The organism is Pseudomonas sp. Z1-29, from assembly GCF_051131995.1.
GTDB lineage: Bacteria > Pseudomonadota > Gammaproteobacteria > Pseudomonadales > Pseudomonadaceae > Aquipseudomonas.
In genome coordinates, this window is sequence record NZ_CP071645.1 from 4,812,744 (window position 1) to 4,836,437 (window position 23,694).

At 63.4% G+C, this 23,694-nt stretch carries 20 protein-coding genes; 12 read left to right on the plus strand and 8 right to left on the minus strand.

Annotation, left to right across the window (positions count from 1 at the left end):
• The first annotated feature begins 2 nt into the window (after nucleotides 1–2).
• The 3 genes from J3P84_RS21930 to purT all read left to right on the plus strand — a co-directional run bounded on the left by J3P84_RS21930 (nucleotide 3) and on the right by purT (nucleotide 2,752).
• The gene (locus tag J3P84_RS21930; protein ID WP_434625839.1) at nucleotides 3–788 is read left to right on the plus strand and encodes a siderophore-interacting protein; all 786 of its coding nucleotides are present in this window, start codon (nucleotides 3–5) and stop codon (nucleotides 786–788) included.
• Nucleotides 789–1,013: 225 nt separating this feature from the next.
• A complete protein-coding gene (locus J3P84_RS21935) occupies nucleotides 1,014–1,481 on the plus strand; it encodes a preQ0 transporter (RefSeq protein ID WP_434625841.1) in 468 nt (155 codons plus the stop codon).
• A gap of 89 nt (nucleotides 1,482–1,570) precedes the next feature.
• A complete protein-coding gene (gene purT / locus J3P84_RS21940; protein ID WP_230151134.1) occupies nucleotides 1,571–2,752 on the plus strand; it encodes a formate-dependent phosphoribosylglycinamide formyltransferase in 1,182 nt (393 codons plus the stop codon).
• 254 nt (nucleotides 2,753–3,006) lie between these two features.
• On the opposite strand, the gene J3P84_RS21945 is transcribed toward purT, so the two are convergent.
• The gene (locus J3P84_RS21945; protein ID WP_434625843.1) at nucleotides 3,007–5,421 is read right to left on the minus strand and encodes a glucose/quinate/shikimate family membrane-bound PQQ-dependent dehydrogenase; all 2,415 of its coding nucleotides are present in this window, start codon (nucleotides 5,419–5,421) and stop codon (nucleotides 3,007–3,009) included.
• A gap of 172 nt (nucleotides 5,422–5,593) precedes the next feature.
• The gene (locus J3P84_RS21950; protein ID WP_434625845.1) at nucleotides 5,594–5,848 is read right to left on the minus strand and encodes a hypothetical protein; all 255 of its coding nucleotides are present in this window, start codon (nucleotides 5,846–5,848) and stop codon (nucleotides 5,594–5,596) included.
• A gap of 57 nt (nucleotides 5,849–5,905) precedes the next feature.
• Here J3P84_RS21950 and J3P84_RS21955 point away from each other — a divergent pair, with 57 nt between their 5' ends.
• Entirely contained in the window at nucleotides 5,906–6,136 is a 231-nt protein-coding gene (locus J3P84_RS21955) for a VF530 family DNA-binding protein (protein ID WP_434569681.1), read from the plus strand.
• Nucleotides 6,137–6,178: 42 nt separating this feature from the next.
• Nucleotides 6,179–6,787, plus strand: a complete 609-nt coding sequence (locus J3P84_RS21960; RefSeq protein WP_434625847.1) for a Pr6Pr family membrane protein — start codon at nucleotides 6,179–6,181, stop codon at nucleotides 6,785–6,787.
• Between the two features lie 158 nt (nucleotides 6,788–6,945).
• On the opposite strand, the gene J3P84_RS21965 is transcribed toward J3P84_RS21960, so the two are convergent.
• From J3P84_RS21965 to J3P84_RS21975, 3 genes are read right to left on the minus strand one after another with little or no spacing between them, the layout of a single operon-like run.
• Nucleotides 6,946–7,155, minus strand: coding sequence for a DUF1289 domain-containing protein (locus tag J3P84_RS21965; protein ID WP_434569683.1), 210 nt, complete (start codon nucleotides 7,153–7,155; stop codon nucleotides 6,946–6,948).
• Nucleotides 7,152–7,676 carry a gamma carbonic anhydrase family protein gene (locus J3P84_RS21970; protein WP_305496527.1) on the minus strand — a complete coding sequence of 175 codons (525 nt, stop codon included), beginning with the start codon at nucleotides 7,674–7,676 and terminating at the stop codon, nucleotides 7,152–7,154. The genes J3P84_RS21965 and J3P84_RS21970 overlap by 4 nt, the downstream gene beginning before the upstream one ends.
• A gap of 16 nt (nucleotides 7,677–7,692) precedes the next feature.
• Nucleotides 7,693–8,292 carry a CoA pyrophosphatase gene (locus J3P84_RS21975; protein ID WP_434569685.1) on the minus strand — a complete coding sequence of 200 codons (600 nt, stop codon included), beginning with the start codon at nucleotides 8,290–8,292 and terminating at the stop codon, nucleotides 7,693–7,695.
• 147 nt (nucleotides 8,293–8,439) lie between these two features.
• Between J3P84_RS21975 and J3P84_RS21980 the strand changes: the two genes are divergently transcribed.
• Together J3P84_RS21980 and J3P84_RS21985 are read left to right on the plus strand one after the other, a co-directional pair.
• Nucleotides 8,440–8,991 carry an NUDIX hydrolase gene (locus J3P84_RS21980; RefSeq protein ID WP_434625850.1) on the plus strand — a complete coding sequence of 184 codons (552 nt, stop codon included), beginning with the start codon at nucleotides 8,440–8,442 and terminating at the stop codon, nucleotides 8,989–8,991.
• A gap of 40 nt (nucleotides 8,992–9,031) precedes the next feature.
• On the plus strand, nucleotides 9,032–9,538 hold the full coding sequence (locus J3P84_RS21985; protein WP_434625852.1) for a L,D-transpeptidase family protein: 507 nt from the start codon (nucleotides 9,032–9,034) through the stop codon (nucleotides 9,536–9,538).
• A 200-nt stretch (nucleotides 9,539–9,738) separates the two neighbouring features.
• Here the strand turns inward: J3P84_RS21985 and J3P84_RS21990 are convergent, their stop codons facing one another.
• Nucleotides 9,739–10,047 (minus strand): DUF6124 family protein, encoded by a 309-nt coding sequence (locus J3P84_RS21990; RefSeq protein WP_434625854.1) that lies wholly within the window; start codon nucleotides 10,045–10,047, stop codon nucleotides 9,739–9,741.
• A gap of 1,790 nt (nucleotides 10,048–11,837) precedes the next feature.
• On the opposite strand from J3P84_RS21990, the gene J3P84_RS21995 reads away from it, so the two are divergent.
• Genes J3P84_RS21995 through nagE form a run of 5 tightly spaced genes read left to right on the plus strand, consistent with a single transcriptional unit; the run spans nucleotide 11,838 to nucleotide 19,006 of the window.
• The gene (locus tag J3P84_RS21995) at nucleotides 11,838–12,569 is read left to right on the plus strand and encodes a GntR family transcriptional regulator (protein WP_305496537.1); all 732 of its coding nucleotides are present in this window, start codon (nucleotides 11,838–11,840) and stop codon (nucleotides 12,567–12,569) included.
• A gap of 16 nt (nucleotides 12,570–12,585) precedes the next feature.
• Nucleotides 12,586–13,692, plus strand: a complete 1,107-nt coding sequence (nagA, locus tag J3P84_RS22000; protein WP_434625858.1) for an N-acetylglucosamine-6-phosphate deacetylase — start codon at nucleotides 12,586–12,588, stop codon at nucleotides 13,690–13,692.
• Nucleotides 13,673–14,695 (plus strand): SIS domain-containing protein, encoded by a 1,023-nt coding sequence (locus J3P84_RS22005; protein ID WP_434625860.1) that lies wholly within the window; start codon nucleotides 13,673–13,675, stop codon nucleotides 14,693–14,695. The genes nagA and J3P84_RS22005 overlap by 20 nt, the downstream gene beginning before the upstream one ends.
• Before the next feature lie 53 nt (nucleotides 14,696–14,748).
• Nucleotides 14,749–17,262 (plus strand): phosphoenolpyruvate--protein phosphotransferase, encoded by a 2,514-nt coding sequence (gene ptsP / locus J3P84_RS22010; protein ID WP_434625862.1) that lies wholly within the window; start codon nucleotides 14,749–14,751, stop codon nucleotides 17,260–17,262.
• A gap of 34 nt (nucleotides 17,263–17,296) precedes the next feature.
• Complete coding sequence (nagE, locus tag J3P84_RS22015; RefSeq protein ID WP_434625864.1) at nucleotides 17,297–19,006, plus strand: N-acetylglucosamine-specific PTS transporter subunit IIBC; 1,710 nt, start codon at nucleotides 17,297–17,299, stop codon at nucleotides 19,004–19,006.
• 335 nt (nucleotides 19,007–19,341) lie between these two features.
• Here nagE and J3P84_RS22020 read toward each other — a convergent pair whose 3' ends face one another.
• Both J3P84_RS22020 and purL read right to left on the minus strand, forming a co-directional pair.
• On the minus strand, nucleotides 19,342–19,653 hold the full coding sequence (locus J3P84_RS22020; protein WP_434625866.1) for an NGG1p interacting factor NIF3: 312 nt from the start codon (nucleotides 19,651–19,653) through the stop codon (nucleotides 19,342–19,344).
• A gap of 4 nt (nucleotides 19,654–19,657) precedes the next feature.
• Entirely contained in the window at nucleotides 19,658–23,554 is a 3,897-nt protein-coding gene (gene purL / locus J3P84_RS22025; RefSeq protein WP_434625868.1) for a phosphoribosylformylglycinamidine synthase, read from the minus strand.
• Between the last annotated feature and the right edge of the window lie 140 nt (nucleotides 23,555–23,694).

Consider the following 23,694-nt stretch of genomic DNA (forward strand, 5'->3'; position numbering starts at 1 on the left):
GCATGACTGAAGTCGATCCAGACACCATCCACCGCGTCAGCCACGAAATCAAACGCCGCCGCCTGCAAGTGCTGCGGGTGCAAGACCTGACACCACGCATGCGCCGCATCACCGTCGGCGGACCGGAACTGGCGGGGTTCGTCAGCCTCGGCACGGACGATCACGTGAAGTTGCTGTTCCCGCAGAACGCCGAGGAACACGCCGCCCTGGAAAACTTCAACCCCGGCGCCGGCAAGGCCCAGGGCCCGATGCCCGAGATGCGCGACTACACCCCGCGCCGCTACGACCTGGACGCCCTGGAGCTGGAGATCGATTTCGTCCTCCACGGCGACGGCCCTGCTTCAACCTGGGCGGCCCAGGCGGCGCCCGGGCAGTACCTGAACATCGCCGGGCCACGGGGCTCGATGATCGTGCCGGATATTTTCGACAGCTACTTGCTGATCGGCGACGAAACCGCCCTGCCCGCCATCGCCCGACGTCTCGAAGGCCTGGCCCCCAACCGGCGGGCACTGGTGGTGGTGGAAGTGGAAAACGGCGCCGAACAGCAGATCCTTCACAGCCCGGCCCAGGTGCAAGTGATCTGGGTACTGCGCGAAGGCCACCGCGACAGCCTGCTTCGCACCGTCCAGCAGTTGGAAATGCCCGGTGGCAAGCTGTACGCCTGGGTCGCGACCGAGAGCAAAGTGTCGCGGCAGATTCGCAAAGTGTTGCTGGAGGAGAAAGGGCTGGACCAGGATTTCATCAAGGCGGTGGGGTATTGGAAGCTTGATGACAATGAGGACGATTGAGGGTCTGGCGGTGCTGAAGTAACCTTTACCCACTGACTGAACACAACCTCCGTGGCGAGGGAGCTTGCTCCCGCTGGGCTGCGCAGCAGACCCAAAACCTGACAACTCGGTGGATCAGATAAATCGAGGTGACTGCTTTGGGGGCTGCTTCGCAGCCCAGCGGGAGCAAGCTCCCTCGCCACGGAGTCGTTACCCCGACATCCAACCCACCAGGTATCCCGCCCCATGCTTTTCCTGATCGCCTACATCGGCAGCGTCGTGCTGATCAACTTCGCGTTCTCCGCCGCGCCGCACCTGGACATCATCTGGTCGGCCTGGGGTGGCCTGGTGTTCGTCCTGCGCGACATGGTGCAGACCCGCTTCGGCCATGGTGCCATTGCGGCGATGCTGGTGGCGCTGGTGCTGTCCTACGTCACCTCCGATCCGACCATTGCCCTGGCCAGCGCCACGGCATTCGCAGTGTCCGAATGCATCGACTGGCTGGTGTTCACCATCACCCGGCGCCCATTGCACGACCGATTGTGGATCAGCTCGGCCCTGAGTATTCCGCTGGATACCTTCATCTTTTTCGGCCTGATCGACGCCCTCACGCCAGGCGTGGTCGTCACCGCCCTGCTGTCGAAATTCGCCGGGGTCACGGCCGTCTGGCTGATCATGGCCTGGCGTCTGCGCAAACAGGCCGTCGCCGGCTGACGCGGTCATGTAAAATGCCGCGCTTTCTCCCCATGGGAAGCTCGCCCGGCGCGCGCCCCGATGATCCGCTCCTGTTTGAGGACCTTCAGATGACCCGTATCGGAACCCCATTGTCGCCCACCGCGACCCGCGTTTTGTTGTGTGGCAGCGGTGAGCTGGGCAAGGAAGTGGTAATCGAACTGCAGCGCCTGGGCGTTGAAGTGATTGCCGTGGATCGCTACGCCAACGCGCCGGCCATGCAAGTGGCCCACCGCAGCCACGTGATCAACATGCTCGACGGCGCGGCCCTGCGCGCAGTGATCGAGGCCGAGAAGCCGCACTACATCGTGCCGGAAATCGAAGCCATCGCCACCGCGACCCTGGTGGAACTGGAAGCCGAAGGCTTCACCGTGATCCCTACCGCCCGCGCCGCGCAACTGACCATGAACCGCGAAGGCATCCGCCGCCTGGCCGCCGAAGAACTCGGCCTGCCGACCTCGCCGTACTTCTTCGCCGACACCGTGGAAGACTACCGCAAGGCCGTCGAGACCCTGGGTTTCCCATGCGTGGTCAAGCCGGTGATGAGTTCCTCGGGCAAGGGCCAGAGCCTGCTGCGCAGTGCCGATGACGTGCAGAAAGCCTGGGACTACGCACAGGAAGGCGGCCGCGCCGGCAAGGGCCGGGTGATCATCGAAGGCTTCATCGACTTCGACTACGAAATCACCCTGCTTACCGTGCGCCACGTCGGCGGCACCACGTTCTGCGCACCGGTCGGTCACCGTCAGGAAAAGGGCGACTATCAGGAATCCTGGCAGCCACAGGCCATGAGCCCGGTGGCCCTGGCCGAATCCGAGCGCGTCGCCAAGGCAGTGACCGAGGCCTTGGGTGGTCGTGGACTGTTTGGCGTCGAACTGTTCATCAAGGGTGACCAGGTGTGGTTCAGCGAAGTCTCGCCGCGCCCGCACGACACCGGCCTGGTGACGCTGATCTCCCAGGACCTGTCGCAATTCGCCCTGCACGCCCGCGCCATTCTGGGTCTGCCAATTCCGCTGATCCGCCAGTTCGGCCCATCGGCTTCGGCGGTGATTCTGGTGGAAGGCCAGTCGACGCAGACCGCCTTCGCCAACCTCGGCGCCGCCCTGAGCGAACCGGACACCGCCCTGCGCCTGTTCGGCAAGCCGGAAGTCAACGGCCAACGCCGCCTGGGCGTGGCCCTGGCCCGCGACGAATCCATCGAAGCCGCCCGCGCCAAGGCAACCCGGGCTTCGCAGGCGGTCAAGATCGAACTCTAAAAGCCCAAGGCTAAGCACAATCCTTGTGGCTAGAAGACTCATCTGTGGCGAGGGGATTTATCCCCGCTGGGCTGCGCAGCAGCCCTAAAACCAGACAACTCGTTGGATCAGACAGATTGGGGTGACTGTTCTGAGGGGCTGCTTCGCAGCCCAGCGGGGATAAATCCCCTCGCCACAAAAGCGTGTGTGAGATCGAAGTATTAAAAAAGGCGACACCCGCAAGGGTGTCGCCTTTTTCTTGGGCGCGGTTCTGCTTAATCCGGCAGCTTGTAGGCGATCACATAATCACCCTGCTTGGTCCCCAGCGAGCCATGGCCGCCGGCTACGACCAGCACGTATTGCTTGCCGTCCTTGCCGGTATAGGTCATCGGCGTGGTCTGGGCGCCGGCGGGCAGGCGGCCTTCCCACAGCTGTTTGCCGTTCTTCACGTCATAGGCGCGCAGGTACTGGTCAAGCGTGCCGCTCAGGAACGCCAGGCCACTGGCGGTGGTGAACGTGCCGCCCAGGCTCGGAACGCCCATGCTCAGCGGGATCGGAACCGGCGAGCTGTCGCGCACGGTGCCGTTCTTATGCTTCCACAGGGTTTTGTTGTTGGTCAGGTCAACGGCCGCCACATAACCCCAGGCCGGCGCCTGGCAAGGCAGGCCCATTGGCGAAAGCAGCGCCTCGAGGATTACGCCGTACGGCGCGCCCTTGTTCGGCTGCACGCCTTCGGTTTCGCTCTTGCGACCCGGGCCGCCAGCAACCTCAGCCGCCGGCACCAGTTTCGACTTGAACGCCATGTAGCTCGGGTTGACGAAAGCGATCTGGCGCACCGGATCCACCGAGATACCGCCCCAGTCGAACACACCGAAGTTGCCTGGATAGACGATCGAGCCCTGCAACGACGGCGGTGTGAACATGCCCTCATAGCGCAGCGACTTGAAGTCGATCCGGCACAGCATCTGGTCGAACGGGGTCACGCCCCACATGTCGCGTTCCTTAAGGACCGGCGGCACGAAGTTCAGGTCGGACATCGGTTGGGTCGGTGAAGTGAAGTCGCCTTCCACCGCGCCTTGCGGCACCGGGATCTCCTTGATCGGCACGATCGGCTGGCCGTTGCTGCGGTCCAGCACATAGATGCTGCCCTGCTTGGTCGAAGCCAGCACGGCCGGTTTCACGCCATCAGCAGTCTTGAGGTCCATCAGGGTCGGCTGGCCGCCGACGTCCATGTCCCACAGGTCGTGGTGGGTGAACTGGAAGTACCAGCGCACCTTGCCGGTGGCGATGTCCAGCGCGGTCAGGCCGGCAGCGTATTTTTCCGACTCGGGCGTGCGGAAACCACCGAACTGGTCGGGCGTCTGGTTGCCCATCGGCAGGTAGAGCATGCCGAGTTTTTCGTCGACGCTGAACATCGACCACATGTTTGGCGAGTTGCGGGTGTAAGTCTGGCCTTCGGCAATCGGCGTGGTGTCGTCCGGGTTGCCGCTGTCCCAGTTCCACACCAGTTTGCCGGTGTGCACGTCGTAGGCACGGATTACACCGCTTGGCTCGTCAGTGGAAACGTTATCGGTGACGTGGCCGCCGATCACGACCAGGTTCTGGGTGACCGCCGGCGGCGAGGTGGAGTAGTAACCGCCGGCGGTGAAACCACCGATGTTGGCGGTCAGGTCGACCTGGCCCTTGTCGCCGAAGTCTTCGCACATCTTGCCGGTGTCGGCGTTGAGGGCGATCAGGCGGGTGTCGGCGGTTGGCAGGAAGATCCGTCGTGGGCACACGGTGCTGGCGGGCGTGGTGCTGGCGGCGCCGGTCGGGCTCTGCTCGGCCGAGGCGTACACGGCGTCATCGTGATAGCTCACACCGCGGCAGGTCATGTGGGCCCAACCCTTGAAGTTTTCCGCATTCTGCGTGGAAAGCTTCGGATCGAAACGCCAGATTTCCTTGCCGGTTTCAGGCTCCAGCGCAATCACCTGGCTGTGCGGCGTGCACACGTAGAGCATGCCGTTGGCCTTGAGCGGGGTGTTTTCAGCGGTAGTCTCGCCCGGGTCGTTCGGCCCTGGCAGGTCACCGGTGCGGAACGTCCAGGCTTCCTTCAACTGGCCGACGTTCTGCGGGGTGATCTGCGCCAGCGGCGAATAACGGTCGCCGTGGGCGCTGCGGCCGTAGGAGTTCCAGTCCCCGTCCGGCATCGCCGGTGCGGTGTTGGCCATGCCGGGCACGCTGTCGCGGTCCAGTTGGCCCTTGATTTCACCCGGGTTGGTGAACTGGCTGGCGAGCGCGGCGATACCCGCGATGATCACCGCAGCGCCCAATGCGCGGGTGCCCATCGGCGACGCATCGGCAGTCAGCAACGGGCGGCGGAACCATGGCAGCAGCAAGACGATGCCCAGGGCAAACAGCATCGCCAGGCGCGGCACCAGTTGCCACCAGTCCAGGCCCACTTCCCACAGGGCCCAAACGGTACTGGCGAACAGCACCAGCGCGTACAGCCCCAACGCCGCACGGCGGGCCAGGATCAGCAGGACGCCGGTGAGCGCCAGGCCGATACCGGCAAGCAGGTAATACAGCGAGCCGCCGAGCGTGCTCAGCTTGATTCCCCCGGCCAACAGGGCCAGGCCCATCAACAGAAGCAGAATGCCGAGCAGGCTCGGTAGCAGACGGCTTCGACTCAAAGCACCCTCAGTGCTCATAGTGTGTATCTCCGTGACGTTTTAAAGAGTCCCGCGCAAGCAGTCACTTTAGATGACGATCTCGCGCAGGCATGGTTCAGTAAAAAAGTGATCGGTCGACGCGCTGCCGCTGGGCTTGCGTTGGCCATCAGAACGACGACTGGATCCCGCCAATCGGCGTGTCGTCCGCCTGTCAGCGAAGCCGGACAGCGCTGTCTGGCAGAGTCTGAACATCAAACATAAAGAGGGATTTCTTGATCTTTTTTAAGGATTGAACAAACGCAAAGGCTCTGGCGCGGCAGGAGAAGCGTTTCAGCTGGCTGCGCAAGGATAATGTTCTGTTACAAATAGAGAAAGCGCTTTTACCAACATGGATCCTTTCGGATTCGGTAACAGTCAAACGGGCTTCAACGACGCGGCCACTGCTTTCAAAGCGCGGCGCTTCCACCCGAACGGCACCTCGGCTAAGGTGCGCGGCATATCACTTACCTGGCGTACAGGCTTCATGACCGAACACAACGACAACCCACTGCACGGCGTGACGCTGGAGCAGATCCTCAATGCCCTGGTGCAGCACTACGAGTGGTCGGGCCTGGCCGAACGCATCGATATCCGCTGTTTCAAGAGCGACCCCAGCATCAAGTCGAGCCTGACCTTCCTGCGCAAGACGCCGTGGGCGCGGGAAAAAGTCGAGCGCCTGTACATCAAGCTGATGCGCACGAAACGGCCGGTCTGAGTCGTGGGCGTTGGAATTCCCCTGCGGCGCGGTTTCGTGTCGATGGCGGCACTGCTTGGCTGGGCGGGACTGAGCATCCAGTTGTATCTGATCTTGCTCGGGCGTTGGGAATTGGGCGCGAGCCTGCTGGGCGGGCTGGTGAATTGCTTCAGTTTTTTCACGGTGCTGACCAACACGCTGGTGGCCGTGGTGCTGAGCTTCGAACTGACCCACCGCGATTCAGCGGCGCGGCGCTGGTTCCTCGGGCCAGCGGTATGCAGCGGCATCGCCGTGAGCATTGCCCTGGTCGGCCTGGCCTACAGCCTGCTGCTGCGCCATCTCTGGCAACCCGAAGGCTGGCAGTTCATTGCCGACGAACTTTTGCATGACGTGATGCCCGTGCTGTTCATCGGCTACTGGTGGTTCTGCGTGCCCAAGGGCAGCTTGCGCCTGCGCCACATCGGGCTGTGGATGCTTTATCCCTTGGTGTACTTCGGTTATATCCTGCTGCGTGGCAATCTGCTGGCGGCTTACCCCTACCCTTTCATCGATGTTGCGACTCTGGGTTATCCACAGGTACTGATCAACGCCGGGGGGATATTGGCGGGGTTTGTCGGGATCGCGCTGGGGGTGGTGGGATTGGATTGGTGGCTGGGGCGGCGGCCCCACTAAGAATCACCGTGATTATCTGTGGCGAGGGGATTTATCCCCGCGGGGCTGCGTAGCGGCCCCTTTAAAAGGCTATGCGTTTTTCCTGACACCACCTGGAGCTTGATCTGGGGCTGCTGCGCAGCCCAGCGGGGATAAATCCCCTCGCCACAGTGAATACATCAAGGTTTTGCCGGCAACATCCACACCAACCCACTGGCCTTGGCCCGTTCGTGACACAACGCCAGGACGCCGCGCCGCTCTTCATTGTCCATCCGGCTCCAGCGGGTGATTTCCGCCACCGTGCGCTGGCAGCCGGTGCAGATGTCGTCATCATCCAGCGCGCAGATGTTCACGCAGGGCGAGGGAACCGGACGTTCAGCCGGGTTCATTGTTCTTGCTCGACCAAGTCGCGGGCATAACGCTGCGAGTTGTGCACATAGTGCGCCGCGCTGGCTTCGAGCATCTTCTTCTGGGCCTCGGTCAGCTCGCGCACGACCTTGCCCGGCGAGCCCATCACCAGCGAACCATCGGGAATCTCCTTGCCTTCGCCGATCAGCGAGTTGGCGCCGATGATGCAATTCCTGCCGATCTTCGCGCCGTTGAGGATCACCGCGTTGATGCCGATCAGGCTGTAGTCCCCCACCGTGCAGCCGTGGAGCATCGCGTTGTGGCCGATGGTCACGCCGGTGCCGATGGTCAGCGGAAAGCCCATGTCGGTGTGCATCACCGTGCCGTCCTGCACGTTGCTGTTCCTGCCGATCAGGATCAGTTCGTTGTCGCCGCGCAGCACGGCGTTGAACCAGACGTTGGCGCCTTCTTCGAGGCGGACCTTGCCCACCAGCGTGGCGTTGGGCGCAACCCAGCTCTGTGGGTGGGTTTCGACACGGGCATCGCCCAGGCGGTATTTCATGGAAGTCCTCGGGGCGTCAGGTATTGATGAAACTGTTGGGCGGTGTGTGCAGGTCGATACCCGCGTCGTACAGCAGGTTGACCAGCTCGACGATCATGATCGCCGTCAGGCCCCAGATCTTGTATTCGCCGAAGCGATAACTGGGCACGTACCAGCTGCGCCCCTGGTAATCGATGCGGTGGGTGTGTTCGCGCGGGTCCTTGCGGAAAAACTCCAGCGGCACGCTGAAGACCGCGGCGATCTCGGCATCGTTGGCCTGGTACTCGACGTAATCGGGAATCACCCCGACATAGGGGGTGACCTTGATGCCGTGTAGGGAAATCAGCGGGCTGAGAGGGCCGATCACTTCCACCAGGCCAGGCGGCAGGCCGATTTCCTCTTCGGCTTCGCGCAGGGCAGTGAAGATCAGGTCCGGGTCTTCCGGGTCGCGGCGCCCGCCGGGGAAAGCCACTTCGCCGCCGTGGGTCGAGAGCCCACTGGCGCGCAAAGTCAGGACCAGTTCCGGCTCGTCGCTGCGGGTGATCGGCACCAGCACCGCCGCTTCAGGGAAACGCCGATCGGTCTCCAGATCACGCGGCGTATGGTTGCTTACTCGATGCAGTAGCTCGTCCAGCATGAGACTTCTCGATTTATTCGCTGCCTAGCATCATGCACCAATCAGCCAAGCGGCCCAAGCCCCGGGACCACGTCATGTCGCGAAACGACAACTTGCCGATACCCGCCCGCACACGCCAAGATAGGCGCAGCCTCCAGGAATCCAAGCATGAAATTCTGCAGCCAGTGCGGTAACCCGGTGACCCAGCGCATACCCGAGGGCGACTCGCGCCTGCGCTTCGTCTGCGACACCTGCCACACCATCCATTACCAGAACCCCAATATCGTTGCCGGATGTGTACCGACCTGGGGTAGCAAAGTCCTTTTATGCCGCCGTGCCATCGAACCGCGCCGCGGTTATTGGACGTTGCCGGCGGGCTTCATGGAAAACGGCGAGACCGTCGAGCAGGCCGCCGTCCGTGAAACCGCCGAGGAAGCCTGCGCCCGGGTGCGAAACCTGAGCATCTATACGCTGATCGACGTACCGCACATCAGCCAGGTGCATGTATTCTTCCGCGCAGAGCTGGTCGACATGGATTTTGCCGCCGGGCCCGAGAGCCTGGAAGTGCAGCTGTTCGAAGAAACCGAGATTCCGTGGGACGAGCTGGCTTTCCGCACGGTGGGCCGTACCCTGGAATACTTTTACGCGGACCGACGGGCCGAGGATTTCCCGGTGCGATCCGAGTCGATACCGCCGCTGGCCCAGCCTGCCAATACCTGAACATCAATATAGTCGCGACACCTCTAGGGATATCGTTTTAATGCGCTGGTTGCTTGTCCTGTTCTGCCTGTCGTTTACCGCTGTGTCCCAAGCCGCCGCCGTGGGAACCTTTAACGGCAAGGTCATTGAAAAAGTCCTGGTGCTGAAGTCCGCCCATCAATTGCAATTGATCAACGACGGCAAGCCGCTGAAGACCTATCGCATCTCCCTGGGCAAGGGCGCCAAGAAAGGCCCCAAGCTGATCGAAGGCGACAAGCGCACCCCCGAAGGTTTCTACTGGCTGGACTGGCGCAAGACCAGTGAGCGCTTCTATCTGTCGATGCACATTTCCTACCCCAACATCAGCGACGCCGCCCGCGCCCGCCGCGAAGGCGTGGAGCCGGGGGGAATGATCATGATCCACGGCACGCCGGATTCGGAGGAGAACCCTGAGCAGTTGTTCCATACGCTGGACTGGACCGATGGCTGCATCGCCATGCGCAATGTAGATATGCGTGAGGTGTGGAACCTGGTGCCGGATGGGACGATGATCGAGATTCGCCCGTAACTGCGCAAGGAGCCTTTGTGGCGAGGGAGCTTGCTCCCGCTGGGCTGCGCAGCAGCCCCAAGACCCGACAGCGCGGTGTATCAGGCAGATTGAGTTGCTGGCCTTGGGGTCGCTGCGCAACCCAGCGGGAGCAAGCTCCCTCGCCACAGGGGGCCTGGCGTTCCCGCATCGTGCTAGGGATGAGGCCATTACTTATGGCATCAAATCCGAAGCTCGACCCGATCCAAGGCCTTGTTTGTCAGCAATTCCCCGAGCTCAATCATCTGCACCACTCCCAATGCTACGTGCCGTCGTGAGCCTTCGAGACTGAATGCCAGGTCGCTGAGCATTGCATTGGCCGAGGCCAGGGTTTCGCTGAGGTTGGCTAGCAGGGTTTCGGTGTCGATGCAGTCCGTCACGTTGAACAGTTGGGTCGAGGGTTGGGGTTCTGAGTCGCTGTCGTCCGGCTTGGGATTCTGGTCCATAGCGCGGTCGGCGGGGTTTGGCGGGTTTGGGGTTTCTTTGATCATGGTCTTGCTCCTAGAGATGGAGCTACCACCGAGTCTTCTCACGGACTGGAGGGTGGCAGCCGTACGCGGGGTGAGAATCCGGACTCTAGGAACCCGGCCACGCAGAAGCGTGCCCGCGCACAGCCGCCATAACATGATGCATAGGCGAAATGCGCCTGCACTTTATATGGTGGGCGCCTGTGCGCCTAGAGATGCTCGGATTCTCACGTCCGGTCGCTGAATTGGCAGCGACGCCCAAAGACTAGAACCCTGACTTCCGAGGGACAACCTTAAAAACATGTCGGAAATTTCGGGGCGTCTGACAGACCAACCATCTGATCCGGGATGTTTCCCACAGAGTTCGGGTAGCTTTTTTGGAGTTGAATGGGGGTACATATCCTTTGCTGCGGTCACGGCCGGTAATGGTTCCGCTTTTACAGCGGGTCACTTTTGGAAAGAGCGCCAAAAGTAACCAAAAACGCTCTGCCCCACCACTCGGCACCTCGCCAAGGCTCGGTGTCCCCTCACTCCGGCATTGCTCCGTGGGCCCGCCGCGAAGGGCCGTCCCTGGCCCAGCGCGGCTATCCCGGCATCCATGCCGGGATGCCCACTCCACAATGCCTGCGTTCGGCCAGCGTGGTTAACGGGGCGCCGAAATCAACGTCCGCCACGAGGCGGCCTGAAGCCGACCTGGTTTTGGTGGGACCGCACTCCTCCTGTGGGAGCGAGCCTGCTCGCGAAGAGGCCGGTACCGCCAACATCTTCATCGGCTGTGACATCGCCTTCGCGAGCAGGCTCGCTCCCACATTGGGTCTTCAGCAACTACAAAATTTGCGTAGGCCACAGCCCCTGTGGAGCGAGCCTGCTCGCGAAGAGGCCGGCACATCCAGCCTCTTCATCGACTGACATTCCGCCTTCGCGAGCAAGCTCGCTCCCACATTGGATCTTCAGCAGCTACAAAATTTGCGTACGCCACAACCCCTGTGGGAGCGAGCCTGCTCGCGAAGAGGCTGGTACAGCCAACATCTTCATTAACTGAAAGTCCGCTTTCGCGAGCAGGCTCGCTCCCACATTGGATCTTCAGCAGCTACAAAATTTGCGTACGCCACAGCCCCTGTGGGAGCGAGCTTGCTCGCGATGAGGCCGGCACATCCAGCCTCTTCATCGACTGACATTCCGCCTTCGCGAGCAGGCTCGCTCCCACAGATGGATCGAAGTACCACCGCCAAAGACAGGCCGGCTCTTGCTCTTGCTCTTGCCGTGCTTTTGACTTTGATCTCAGCGCCCCGTTAACCACGATGGCCGAACGCAGGTATTGTGGAGTGGGCATCCCGGCATGGATGCCGGGATAGCCGCGCTGGGCCAGGGACGGCCCTTCGCGGCGGGCCCACGGAGCAATGCCGGAGTGAGGGCACACCGAGCCCAGGCGAGGTGCCGAGTGGTGGGGCAAAGCGCTTTTGGTTACTTTTGGCGCTCTTCCAAAAGTGACCCGCTGTAAAAGCGGAACCATAAGTAGCCATCACCGCAGCAACGGATATACACGCCGCCCCCTCCGGTCGCAAAAAAATAAATATCAAATCCCCTAATTTACAACCCATGCATACCACTGCCCTCCTGAAACCACCACCCAACGCCGTACGCTCACGAACCCTCCTCCGCCCGGTAATACCACTTAAAGCCAACCCCCTCGAAACACCCCATAAACGCCCAAAAACCAACCAGATCCCACGTTGACATGGTATTCAAGTGGTATTAGCTTCCACCCCACTTACCGAGCGACAACGCCCAAAAAAACCGCATCGGACATCCCCATGAACGACATCCAGACCCTGCGCCCTGACGATACCCAACCCACCCCGCTCTACCTGCAACTGGCCCGCAACCTGGAAGCCGCCATCCACGCCGGCCAATGGAAAGCCGAGCAGGCAATGCCGTCCGAGCGCAGCCTCAGCGAACAACTGGGCATCTCCCGGGTCACCGCCCGCAAAGCATTGGAAGTGCTGTTCGAACAAGGCCTGATCCGCCGTAACCAGGGTTCGGGCACGTTCATCACCCCGCGCCTGGAACAACCGCTGTCACGCCTCAGCGGCTTCAGCGAGATGCTCCGACTCAAGGGCTTTGTGCCCGGTTCGCAATGGCTGGAGCGCGAGATCACCCCGCCGACCCACGAAGAACTGATCCGCCTGGGCCTGTCGCCCACCGACAAAGTCGCGCGGCTCAAGCGCTTGCGCAAGGCCGATGACACGGTCATGGCGATTGAAATGAGCACCCTGCCCGCATCGATCATTCCCAAGCCACAGGCAGTGGGCGATTCGCTGTACGAGTTCCTCGATGGCATTGGCAAACCGGTCGTTCGCGCGCTGCAGCACATCCAGGCGATCAACGCTTCGGATGAATTCGCCGCCCTGGTGGGCATCGCCCCCGGCACCGCGATGTTGCTGATGACGCGGGTCGGCTACCTGGAAGACAACACGCCCATCGAAGTCACCGACACCTATTGCCGTAACGACTACTACGACTTTGTTGCCGAGCTGCGGCGCTAGAGACCAGAGAATTCCCATGTCCGAAGACAACATCCTCACCGCCAACGGCTGGATACGCGGCCGCCTGGTCCACGAACACGGCAAGGTCGCGGCCATCGAAGGCCAGCCCTGCGACCCGGCGAGCAACGACCTGCCCTATCTGCTGCCCGGCTTCATCGACCTGCATGTGCACGGCGGTGGCGGCAAGGACATCATGGAGGGCGCGACGGCGTTCGAGACGATCGCCCGAACCCACGTGCGCTTCGGCACCACGTCGCTGCTCGCCACCACCATGACGGCACCGAGCGAAGAAATCGCCGGGGTGCTAAAGGCCCTCGGCGAATACTGCGAACAGCGGCCCGGCGGCAGCGCGCGGGTGCTCGGCGTGCATCTGGAAGGGCCTTATATCAACCCCGGAAAACTCGGCGCCCAACCGAATTTCGCCCACACCGCGTTGACGGCGGAAGTGGAGGCTTATCTCGCCCTGGCGCCGATCCGGGTGATCACCATTGCGCCGGAAATCGCCGGGCACGATGCCTTGATCCGCGCGCTCAGCGCCCGCGGCGTGCGCATGCAGATCGGCCATACCCTCGGCAGCTACGAAGAAGGCGTCGCGGCGCTGGCCGCCGGGGCCAGCAGTTTTACCCATTTGTATAACGCCATGAGCCCGCTGCATCACCGCGAACCGGGCATCGTCGGCGCGGCGCTGGCCCATGCGCAATATGCCGAATTGATCCCGGATCTGCTGCACGTTCACCCCGGGGCCATGCGCGTGGCCTTGCGTTCGATCCCGTGCCTGTATTGCGTCACCGACTCGACGGCCGCCGCCGGGATGCCCGACGGCGAATACAAGCTGGGCAGCCACACCGTGACCAAATGCCTGGGCGGCGGGCGGCTGGCCGACGGCACGCTGGCCGGCAGTACCCTGACCATGGACCAGGCCCTGCGCAACCTGGTGAAGATCGGCCTGCCCATCGCCGAAGCCTCGCAACGCCTGTCGCAATTTCCCGCCGATTACCTCGGCCTGCCCGAACGCGGACGCCTGCGCCCCGGCGCCTGGGCCGACTGTGTGCGCCTTGACCGTTCCCTGAACCTGACCGACGTGATGGTCGAAGGAGAAGCCATTGTCTTCCAGAATGCTTGAAGAGGCCCTCGCCTCGTCCGATGCCGTCGAGCGCCAGTTGCAGCGGCTGGATCCGGCCCTGCAGGAAATCGCCGGACGCCTGAGCCGCCAGCCGCCGCAAGTGGCGATGACTGTCGCCCGGGGCAGTTCCGATCATGCCGCCAGTTACTTCGCCTACCTGACCATGCAGCACCTGGGCTTGCCGGTGGCGTCGTTGCCCATGTCGGTGGTAACCCTGCAACAGGCGCCGCTCAAGGTCAGCGGCCAGGTGGCCTTTGCCTTTTCCCAGTCCGGGCAGAGCCCCGACCTGGTGAACAGCCTGCGTCTGTTGCGCAAGCGTGGCGCGCTGAGCGTGGCGATGGTCAACGCCGAGGATTCGCCGCTGGAGGCTGCCTGTGAATTCAGCGTGCCGCTGTGCGCCGGCGTCGAAAACAGCGTCGCCGCGACCAAGAGTTTCATCGCCACCCTCAGCGCCAGCACGCGGCTGGTGGCGCACTGGAAGGACGATTCCGAGTTACTGGAGGCTGGCCGCGCGTTGCCCGAAGGCTTGCGCGACGCCGCGCGCCAGGATTGGAGCCCGGCCGTCGAGGCCCTGCGCGACTGTACCCGGTTGATGGTGATCGGCCGTGGCGCCGGGTTCGCCATCGCCCAGGAAGCGGCGCTCAAATTCAAGGAAACCTCGGCGATTCAAGCCGAGGCCTTCAGCAGCGCCGAAGTCCGTCACGGGCCGATGGCGCTGATCGACGAACACTACCCGCTGCTGGTCTTCGCTCCGCGGGGAGCCGAGCAGGCCGGCGTGTTGAGCCTGGCCGCCGACATGCGCCAACGCGGCGCGCGGGTGCTGCTGGCCGCCCCCGATGACATTGCCGAACGCGACCTGACCCTGTCCCGCGCCGGACACCCGGCCCTGGATCCGATCCTGGCGATCCAGAGCTTTTATGGCATGGCCGCCCGGCTGGCCGTGGCCCGAGGCCTGGATCCGGACCAGCCACGGCACTTGAGCAAGGTCACCCGAACCCACTGAGCCGACGGCGTCTTTTAACGCAAGGCCAACCCGATTTCAAAGAGAGCGAGCCCATGCCCAATAACAATAAAGAGCTGACCCTCAGCGCCCCGCTCAGCGGTCCGCTGCTCACCCTCGCTAACGTCCCGGACGCGGTGTTCGCCAGCGGCGCGATGGGCGACGGGATTGCCATCGATCCACTGAACGACACGCTCTACGCGCCCTGTGACGGCGAGGTAATCCATGTCGCTCGGACCGGCCACGCCGTGACCCTGCGCGCCGACAACGGCGCCGAACTGCTGCTGCACCTGGGGCTGGATACCGTCGATTTGCAGGGCGACGGGTTCTCGATGCTGGTCAAGCAAGGCGCCCGGGTCAGCAACGGGCAGGCGTTGCTGCGCTATGACCTGGACCGCGTGGCACTGCGCTGCAAAAGCCTGGTGAGCCTGCTGGTCATCACCAATGGCGAGCGCTTCCAGGCACGGCCCATCACCCTCAAAGCGGTCAAGGTCGGCGAGCCGTTGCTGCATATCGTCGCCCGGGCGGCGGGCGAAACCCGCAGCGATGAACCGCAGGTCGGCATCGAAGTGTCCGGCCAGATCCGCATCGTCCATCGAGGTGGCCTGCACGCCCGCCCCGCCGCCCTGGTTCGTCAGACCGCGCAACGCTTCAAGAGCCGCTCGCACCTGCATTTCGGCGACCGCTCGGCGCCGTGTGACAGCGTGATGGGCATGATGGGCCTGGCAATCACCGAGCAGGCCGAAGTCCATGTCAGTTGCCGCGGCAGCGATGCCGAAGCGGCGTTGCAAGCGTTGTTGAAGACATTATCCACAGCCTTGGCCGAAGAGGTTCACGCCGACACGCCACGGGTCCAGGCGCCGAACCATGCCGCCGAGGATGGCGTGCTGCAGGGTGTCTGCGCCGCACCCGGCCTGGTCACCGGCCCGCTGGTTCGATTGGAGGGCATTCAATTGCCCGAGGACCCCGGTGGTCACGACGTTGAAGAACAACGACAACGGCTGCGCCAAGCCCTGGAGCAGGTCAGCCGCGACATCGGTGTTACGTTGGAAAACGCCAAGGCCCGGCACCACGCGGATGAGCAGGCGATTTTCAGCGCTCATCTGGCGCTGCTGGAAGACCCGGTCCTGCTGGACGCCGCTTACCTTTCCATTGATCAGGGTTGCGCGGCGGCCCACGCCTGGAGCCGCTCCATCGACGTGCAGTGCCAGGTGCTGCGGCAATTGGGCAGCACGTTGTTGGCCGAGCGCGCCAATGATCTGCGCGACTTGCGTCAGCGGGTCTTGCGGGTGTTGCTTGGTGAAGCGTGGCAATTCGACGTGCCGGTGGGCGCGATTGTCGCCGCGCAGGAGCTGACCCCCTCGGACCTGCTGCAACTCGGCGCCCAGGGCGTGGCCGGCGTATGCATGGCCGAAGGCGGCGCGACGTCCCACGTAGCGATCCTGGCCCGGGGCAAAGGCCTGCCCTGCCTGGTGGCGTTGGGCGAGGCGCTGCTCGAACAGGCGCCGGGGCGAACGGTGGTGCTGGACGCTGACAATGACCGCCTCGAACTCACGCCCAGCGCCGAGCGCCTGACGCAGGTCCGCCAAGCCCAAGCCCAACGCGCCGCCCTGCGCACCTGGCATCAGTCCCTGGCCCACACGCCGGCGCGAACCGTTGATGGGGTCGATGTCGAAATCGCCGCCAACGTCGCTTCCAGCGCCGAAGCGGGCGAGGCCTTCGCCAACGGTGCCGATGGCGTCGGTTTGTTGCGCACCGAATTTCTTTTTGTCGACCGTCACACGGCCCCCGACGAAAGCGAGCAACGCCAGGCCTATCAAGCCGTGCTCGATGCCATGGGCGACAGGCCGGTGATCATCCGCACCATTGATGTCGGCGGCGACAAGCAGCTGGATTACCTGCCGCTGCCGGCCGAAGCCAACCCGGTGCTCGGCCTGCGCGGCATACGCCTGGCCCAGGTACGCCCGGAATTGCTCGATCAACAGTTGCGCGCCCTGCTGCAGACCCGTCCGTTGAATCGCTGCCGAATCCTGTTGCCAATGGTCACCGAAGTCGACGAACTGCTGCACATCCGCCAGCGCCTTGATGCCTTGGGCACCGAGCTGGGCCTGGGCGAGCGTCCGCATCTGGGGGTGATGATCGAAGTGCCGGCCGCCGCCCTGCTCGCCGAGCAACTGGCCGAGCACGCGGACTTCCTGTCCATCGGCACAAACGACCTGTCCCAGTACACCCTCGCCATGGATCGCGACCACGCCGGCCTCGCCGCCCGGGTCGATGCCCTGCACCCGTCGCTGTTGCGGCTGATCGCCCAGACCTGCGCCGGCGCGGCCAGGCATGGACGCTGGGTCGGCGTGTGTGGCGCCCTGGCTTCCGATCCCCTGGCGACACCGGTGTTGATCGGGCTGGGTGTACGGGAGCTATCGGTCAGCCCGCCACAGATTGGTGAAATCAAGGACCGCGTGCGCCACCTCGACGCTGCCCAATGCCGCCGCATCAGTACCGATTTGCTGAATCTGCCGAGCGCCGCCGCTGTGCGCCAGGCCTGTCACCAACACTGGCCTCTGGGCTGAGCCACGTCGAACAACAACAAAAAGGAGAGACGCCATGTACCAGCATTTCATCGAAGGGCTGCAACGCCTCGGCCGGGCGCTGATGCTGCCCATCGCGATCCTGCCGATTGCCGGCCTGCTGTTGCGCCTGGGTGACACGGACCTGTTGAATATCGCCATCATTCACGACGCCGGCCAGGCGATCTTCGCCAACCTGGCACTGATTTTCGCCATCGGCATTGCCGTGGGCTTCGCCCGGGACAACAACGGCACCGCCGGGCTGGCCGGGGCGATCGGCTACCTGGTCATGATCGCGACGCTGAAGGTACTCGACGCGACCATCAACATGGGCATGCTCGCCGGGATCATCAGTGGCCTGCTGGCCGGCGCGCTGTACAACCGTTTCAAGGACATCCGGTTGCCGGAGTACCTGGCGTTTTTTGGCGGCCGGCGTTTCGTGCCGATTGTCACCGGTTTCAGTGCCGTGGGCCTGGGCGTCGTGTTCGGCCTGATCTGGCCGCCGATCCAGCATGGCATCAACGGCTTCGGCGAACTGCTGATGGCCAGCGGCAGCTTCGGCGCGTTCGTGTTCGGCGTCTTCAATCGGCTGCTGATCGTCACCGGCCTGCACCACATCCTCAACAACATGGCCTGGTTCATCTTCGGCAGCTTCACCGACCCGGCGACCGGCGCGGTGGTCACCGGTGACCTGACCCGCTATTTCGCCGGCGACCCCAAAGGCGGCCAGTTCATGACCGGCATGTTCCCGGTGATGCTCTTCGGTCTGCCCGCCGCGTGCCTGGCCATGTACCGCAACGCCCTGCCCCAGCGGCGCAAGGTGATGGGCGGGATCCTGCTGTCGATGGCGCTGACCTCGTTCCTGACCGGCGTCACCGAGCCGATCGAATTCGCCTTCATGTTCCTTGCGCCACTGTTGTACCTGGTCCACGCGTTGCTCACCGGTCTGTCGATGGCGGTGACCAACCTGTTGGACATTCACCTGGGCTTCACCTTTTCGGGTGGTTTCATCGACATGGTGCTGGGCTGGGGCAAATCCACCAACGGCTGGCTGGTCGTCCCGGTGGGCCTGGCGTATGCGCTGATCTATTACCTGGTGTTCGACTTCTGCATCCGCCGCTTCGATCTCAAGACCCCGGGGCGTGAAGAGGTGCCGGCGGGCGACAAACCGGTCATCACCGAAAACCAGCGAGCCGCAGCCTACATCCAGGCGCTGGGCGGTGCCGACAACCTGATCACCGTCGGCGCCTGCACCACTCGCCTGCGCCTGGACATGGTGGACCGCAACAAGGCGTCCGACGCCCAGCTCAAGGCCCTCGGCGCCATGGCCGTGGTTCGCCCGGGCTATGGCGGTAGCTTGCAGGTGGTGGTCGGGCCGATGGCTGACAGCATCGCCGATGAAATCCGCCTGGCATTGCCCTCCTCCGAACAGAAGGCCCCTGTCGCTGTACTGGATAGCGTTGAACCGTCACCACAGGTCGGCGCTGTCGAAGCACAGAAATGGCTGGATGCCTTGGGCGGCAATCACAACGTGGTGCAACTGGATTGCGTGGCGATGAGCCGGTTGCGGGTGCAATTGGCCGATGGTAAGGGATTGTCGGAAAGCCAGCTAAAGGCGTTTGGCTGCCAGGGGGTCAGCGCGCTGGAGGATGGCGTGTGGCATTTGTTGCTGGGGGAAAAAGCGCCCGGGGTGTGGCGGGCGTTGGAGGCGGTGGTGGTGAGTCGTAAGGCGGATGTCAAAGCCTGATCTTTCATTGCCTGGAAGTACGCCATCGCGAGCAAGCTCGCTCCCACAATGGATTTTTTTGATGTGCAGATATTTGTGATTCACACCCTACCCTGTGGGAGCGAGCTTGCTCGCGATGGGGCCGGCACAAGCAACATCAAATATCCGATACACACAATCCCCGTGGCGAGGGAGCTTGCTCCCGCTGGGTCGCGCAGCGGCCCCGGTTTTTTGCGACTGCTACGCAGCCGAGCGGGAGCAAGCTCCCTCGCCACGGGATTTGCGTACACCGAATCGCAGCCAATAAAAAACCCGCTGAATCAATCAGCGGGTTTTTCATTTCGGCCTGAGGAGGATCAGAAATCCTCCAAGCGCCACACTTCATACGCCGGTGTCTCGTAGGGGTGGCTCTGTTTCAGGGCCTCCACCACGGACCGGATCAACCCGTCGGCCACTACCAGCTCAACCTTCCATTCCTCGACCTGCTCGACCTGCCCCGCCTCGCCAATGAACGGCTGGCTGCCGTCCAAGGGGCGAAACTGGCCCAGGCCCAGCACTTGCCAGGCGCAGTGGTCATACGCGCCGATCCGTCCGCCACCGGCGGCGAATACAGCGTTTTTGACCACGTCCACATGGCTGGCCGGGACGAAGAAGCAGAGTTTGTACACCGCCTCAGTTCACCCAGACGCGCGCGTTGCGGAACATGCGCATCCATGGCGCGTCTTCGTTCCAGTCGTCCGAACGCCACGAGTTCTGCACCGCGCGGAATACCCGCTCCGGGTGCGGCATCATGATCGTGACGCGGCCGTCGCGGCTGGTCAGGCCGGTGATCCCGCGTGGCGAGCCGTTCGGGTTGGCCGGGTAGGTTTCGGTGACCTTGCCATGGTTGTCGACAAAACGCAGCGACACACAACCGGACAGATCGGCTTCAAGCAATGCTTCTTCGCTTTCGAATTCCGCATGGCCTTCGCCGTGGGCAATGGCGATCGGCATGCGCGAACCGGCCATGCCCTGCAGGAAGATCGAGTTCGACTCCTGCACCTGGACCATCGCCACGCGCGCTTCGAACTGCTCGGAGCGGTTGCGCACGAAATGCGGCCAGAACTCGCTGCCTGGGATCAGCTCGTGCAGGTTGGACATCATCTGGCAACCGTTGCACACGCCGAGGGTGAAGCTGTCGGTGCGTTCGAAGAAGCCCTGGAACGCGTCGCGGGCGCGGCTGTTGAACAGCGCCGACTTGGCCCAGCCTTCACCGGCACCCAGCACGTCGCCGTAGGAGAAGCCGCCGCAAGCGACCATGCCCTTGAAGTCGTTCAGGTCGACACGGCCGGCGAGGATATCGCTCATGTGCACGTCGATCGCGTTGAAGCCGGCGCGGTCGAACGCCGCGGCCATTTCCACCTGGCCGTTGACGCCCTGCTCGCGCAGGACCGCCACTTGCGGGCGAATGCCTTTCTTGATGTAAGGCGCGGCCACGTTGTCGTTGACGTCGTAGCTGAGCTTGGCGCTCAGGCCCGGGTTGTCTTCTTCCAGGATTGCGTCGAATTCCTGCTCGGCGCAGTCGGCGTTGTCGCGCAGGCGCTGGATCTGGTAGCTGGTCTCGGCCCACTGGCGCTGCAACAGGCGGCGCTGGCCTTCAAAGACGGTGTCGCCATTGAAGGTGATGTTGATGTGGGCATTGTTGATCGGCTGGCCGATCACCGAGACGCACTCGGCCAGGCCGGCGGCGCTGAACTGGGCGAGGATATCCGGGGTGGCGTCCTGACGAACCTGGATCACCGCACCGAGCTCTTCGTTGAACAGGATGGCCGGGATTTCGCTGGCCGATTCGGCCACGCTGTCCAGGGTCAGGTTCAGGCCGCAGTGGCCGGCGAAGGCCATTTCCATCACGGTGGTCAGCAAGCCGCCATCGGAACGGTCATGGTAAGCCAGCAGATGACCGTCGGCGTTGAGGCCCTGGATCACGGCGAAGAACGCCTTCAGGTCTTCGGCATCGTCGACGTCCGGCGCTTGCGAGCCGAGCTTGCCATGCACCTGGGCCAGGATCGAGGCGCCCATGCGGTTCTGGCCACGGCCCAGGTCGATCAGGATCAGATCGGTGGTGCCCTTGTCCATGCGCAGTTGCGGGGTCAGGGTCTGGCGGATGTCGGTGACCGGGGCAAAACCGGTCACGATCAGCGACAGCGGCGAGGTCACGCTCTTGTCCACGCCTTCATCGTTCCAACGGGTGGCCATGGACATGGAGTCCTTGCCCACCGGAATGGTGATGCCCAACTCAGGGCACAGCTCCATGCCGACAGCCTTGACGGTGTCGTACAGGCGGGCGTCTTCACCAGGATGGCCGGCGGCGGACATCCAGTTGGCCGACAGCTTGATGTCGGAGATCCTGCCGATGCGCGAGGCCGCGATGTTGGTCAGGGTCTCGCCGATCGCCATGCGGCCCGACGCCGGGGCGTCCAGCAGCGCCAGCGGGGTACGTTCGCCCATGGCCATGGCTTCGCCAGTGTAAACGTCGAAGCTGGTGGCGGTCACGGCCACGTCGGCCACCGGCACCTGCCATGGGCCGACCATCTGGTCGCGCGCCACGAGGCCGGTGATGCTGCGGTCGCCAATGGTGATCAGGAAGCTCTTGCTCGCCACGGCCGGGTGATGCAGGACGCGCTCGATGGAGTCGGCGATGTCGAGGGTGGACGGATCGAAATCATCCCCCAGCTCGGCTTCGCGGACGGCCGAACGGTGCATGCGCGGGGCTTTGCCCAGCAGCACTTCCAGCGGCATGTCCACCGGGCTGTTGCCGAAATGACTGTCGGTGACGGTCAGTTGCGGCTCGGCGGTGGCTTCGCCGACGACCGCGAACGGGCAGCGCTCACGCTCGCAGATCGCCTTGAAGCGCTCGAAGTCGGCCGGGCCGACCGCCAGGACGTAACGTTCCTGGGATTCGTTGCTCCAGATTTCGTGCGGGGCCATGCCCGGCTCGTCGTTCGGAATGTTGCGCAATTCGAAGCGACCACCACGACCGCCGTCGTTGACCAGCTCCGGGAAGGCATTGGACAGGCCGCCCGCGCCGACGTCATGGATGAAGCTGATGGGGTTCTGCTCGCCCAGCTGCCAGCAACGGTCGATGACTTCCTGGCAGCGGCGTTCCATTTCCGGGTTTTCGCGCTGGACCGAGGCGAAGTCCAGGTCCGCCGAGCTGGTGCCGGTGGCCATGGAGGAAGCGGCGCCGCCACCCAGGCCGATCAGCATGGCCGGGCCGCCGAGGACGATCAGCTTGGAGCCGACCAGGATCTCGCCCTTCTGTACGTGTTCGGCGCGGATGTTGCCCATGCCGCCGGCGAGCATGATCGGCTTGTGATAGCCACGAACCTCTTCACCGCGCGGGGTGTTGATGGACTGCTCGAAAGTACGGAAGTAACCGGTCAGGGCCGGACGGCCGAATTCGTTGTTGAATGCCGCGCCGCCGAGCGGGCCTTCGATCATGATGTCGAGGGCGTTGACGATGCGCTCAGGCTTGCCGTAAGGCTTTTCCCACGGCTGTTCAAAGCCCGGGATCTGCAGGTTCGACACGGTGAAGCCGGTCAGGCCGGCCTTGGGCTTGGCGCCACGGCCGGTAGCGCCTTCGTCGCGGATCTCGCCACCGGAACCGGTGGACGCGCCCGGGAACGGGGCGATGGCGGTCGGGTGGTTGTGGGTTTCGACCTTCATCAGGATGTGCACCGGCTCCTGGACCGCACCGTACTGGCGGGTCTCAGGGTTCGGGTAGAAGCGACCGGCAACGTTGCCGACGATCACCGCCGCGTTGTCCTTGTAGGCCGACAGCACACCTTCGTTGTGCATCTGGTAGGTGTTCTTGATCATGCCGAACAGGCTTTTTTCCTGGCTCTGGCCGTCAATGTCCCAACTGGCGTTGAAGATCTTGTGGCGGCAGTGCTCGGAGTTGGCCTGGGCGAACATCATCAGTTCGATGTCGTGCGGGTTGCGCTGCAAGCCCTGGAAGGCGTCGACCAGGTAATCGATCTCGTCTTCGGCCAGGGCCAGGCCCAGCTCGGCGTTGGCTTTTTCCAGCGCGGCGCGGCCACCGCCCAGCACGTCGATAGCGGTCAGCGGCTTGGGTTCGGCGTGGCTGAACAGGCCGGCGGCCTGCTCCAGGTTGCCCAGAACGACCTGGGTCATGCGGTCATGCAGGCCATCGGCAATCAGTTGGGCCTCGGCCTCGCTGAACTCACCGGCGACATAAAAGGCAATGCCGCGCTCCAGACGCTGGATTTTCGCCAGGCCGCAATTGCGCGCAATATCGCTGGCCTTGCTCGACCACGGCGAAATGGTGCCGAAACGCGGCAATACCAGGAACAGACGACCGGTCGGCTCCTGGACGGGAACGCTGGGACCGTACTTCAGAAGGCGCGCGAGCACCTGCTGTTCGTCGCCGGTCAAACCGCCGGTGACTTCGGCGAAGTGAGCGAATTCAGCATACAAGCCACTGACAGCCGGAACGCATCGGCTCAGTTGCTCAAGGAGTTTGCTGTGGCGAAAGGCAGAAAGGGCAGGAGCGCCGCGCAGGATCAACATCTTCGGGACAGCCTCGGGAAGGGGGTGTGCTTTGAGGCCGTGCATTCTAGCCTAAACCGCTGGCAACGGCACCCGAAACGCTACGTGCGATGCCAGCCGGACGTCGGTCATCCCTTGGACGGCTGCAGCCAGGCGTCATT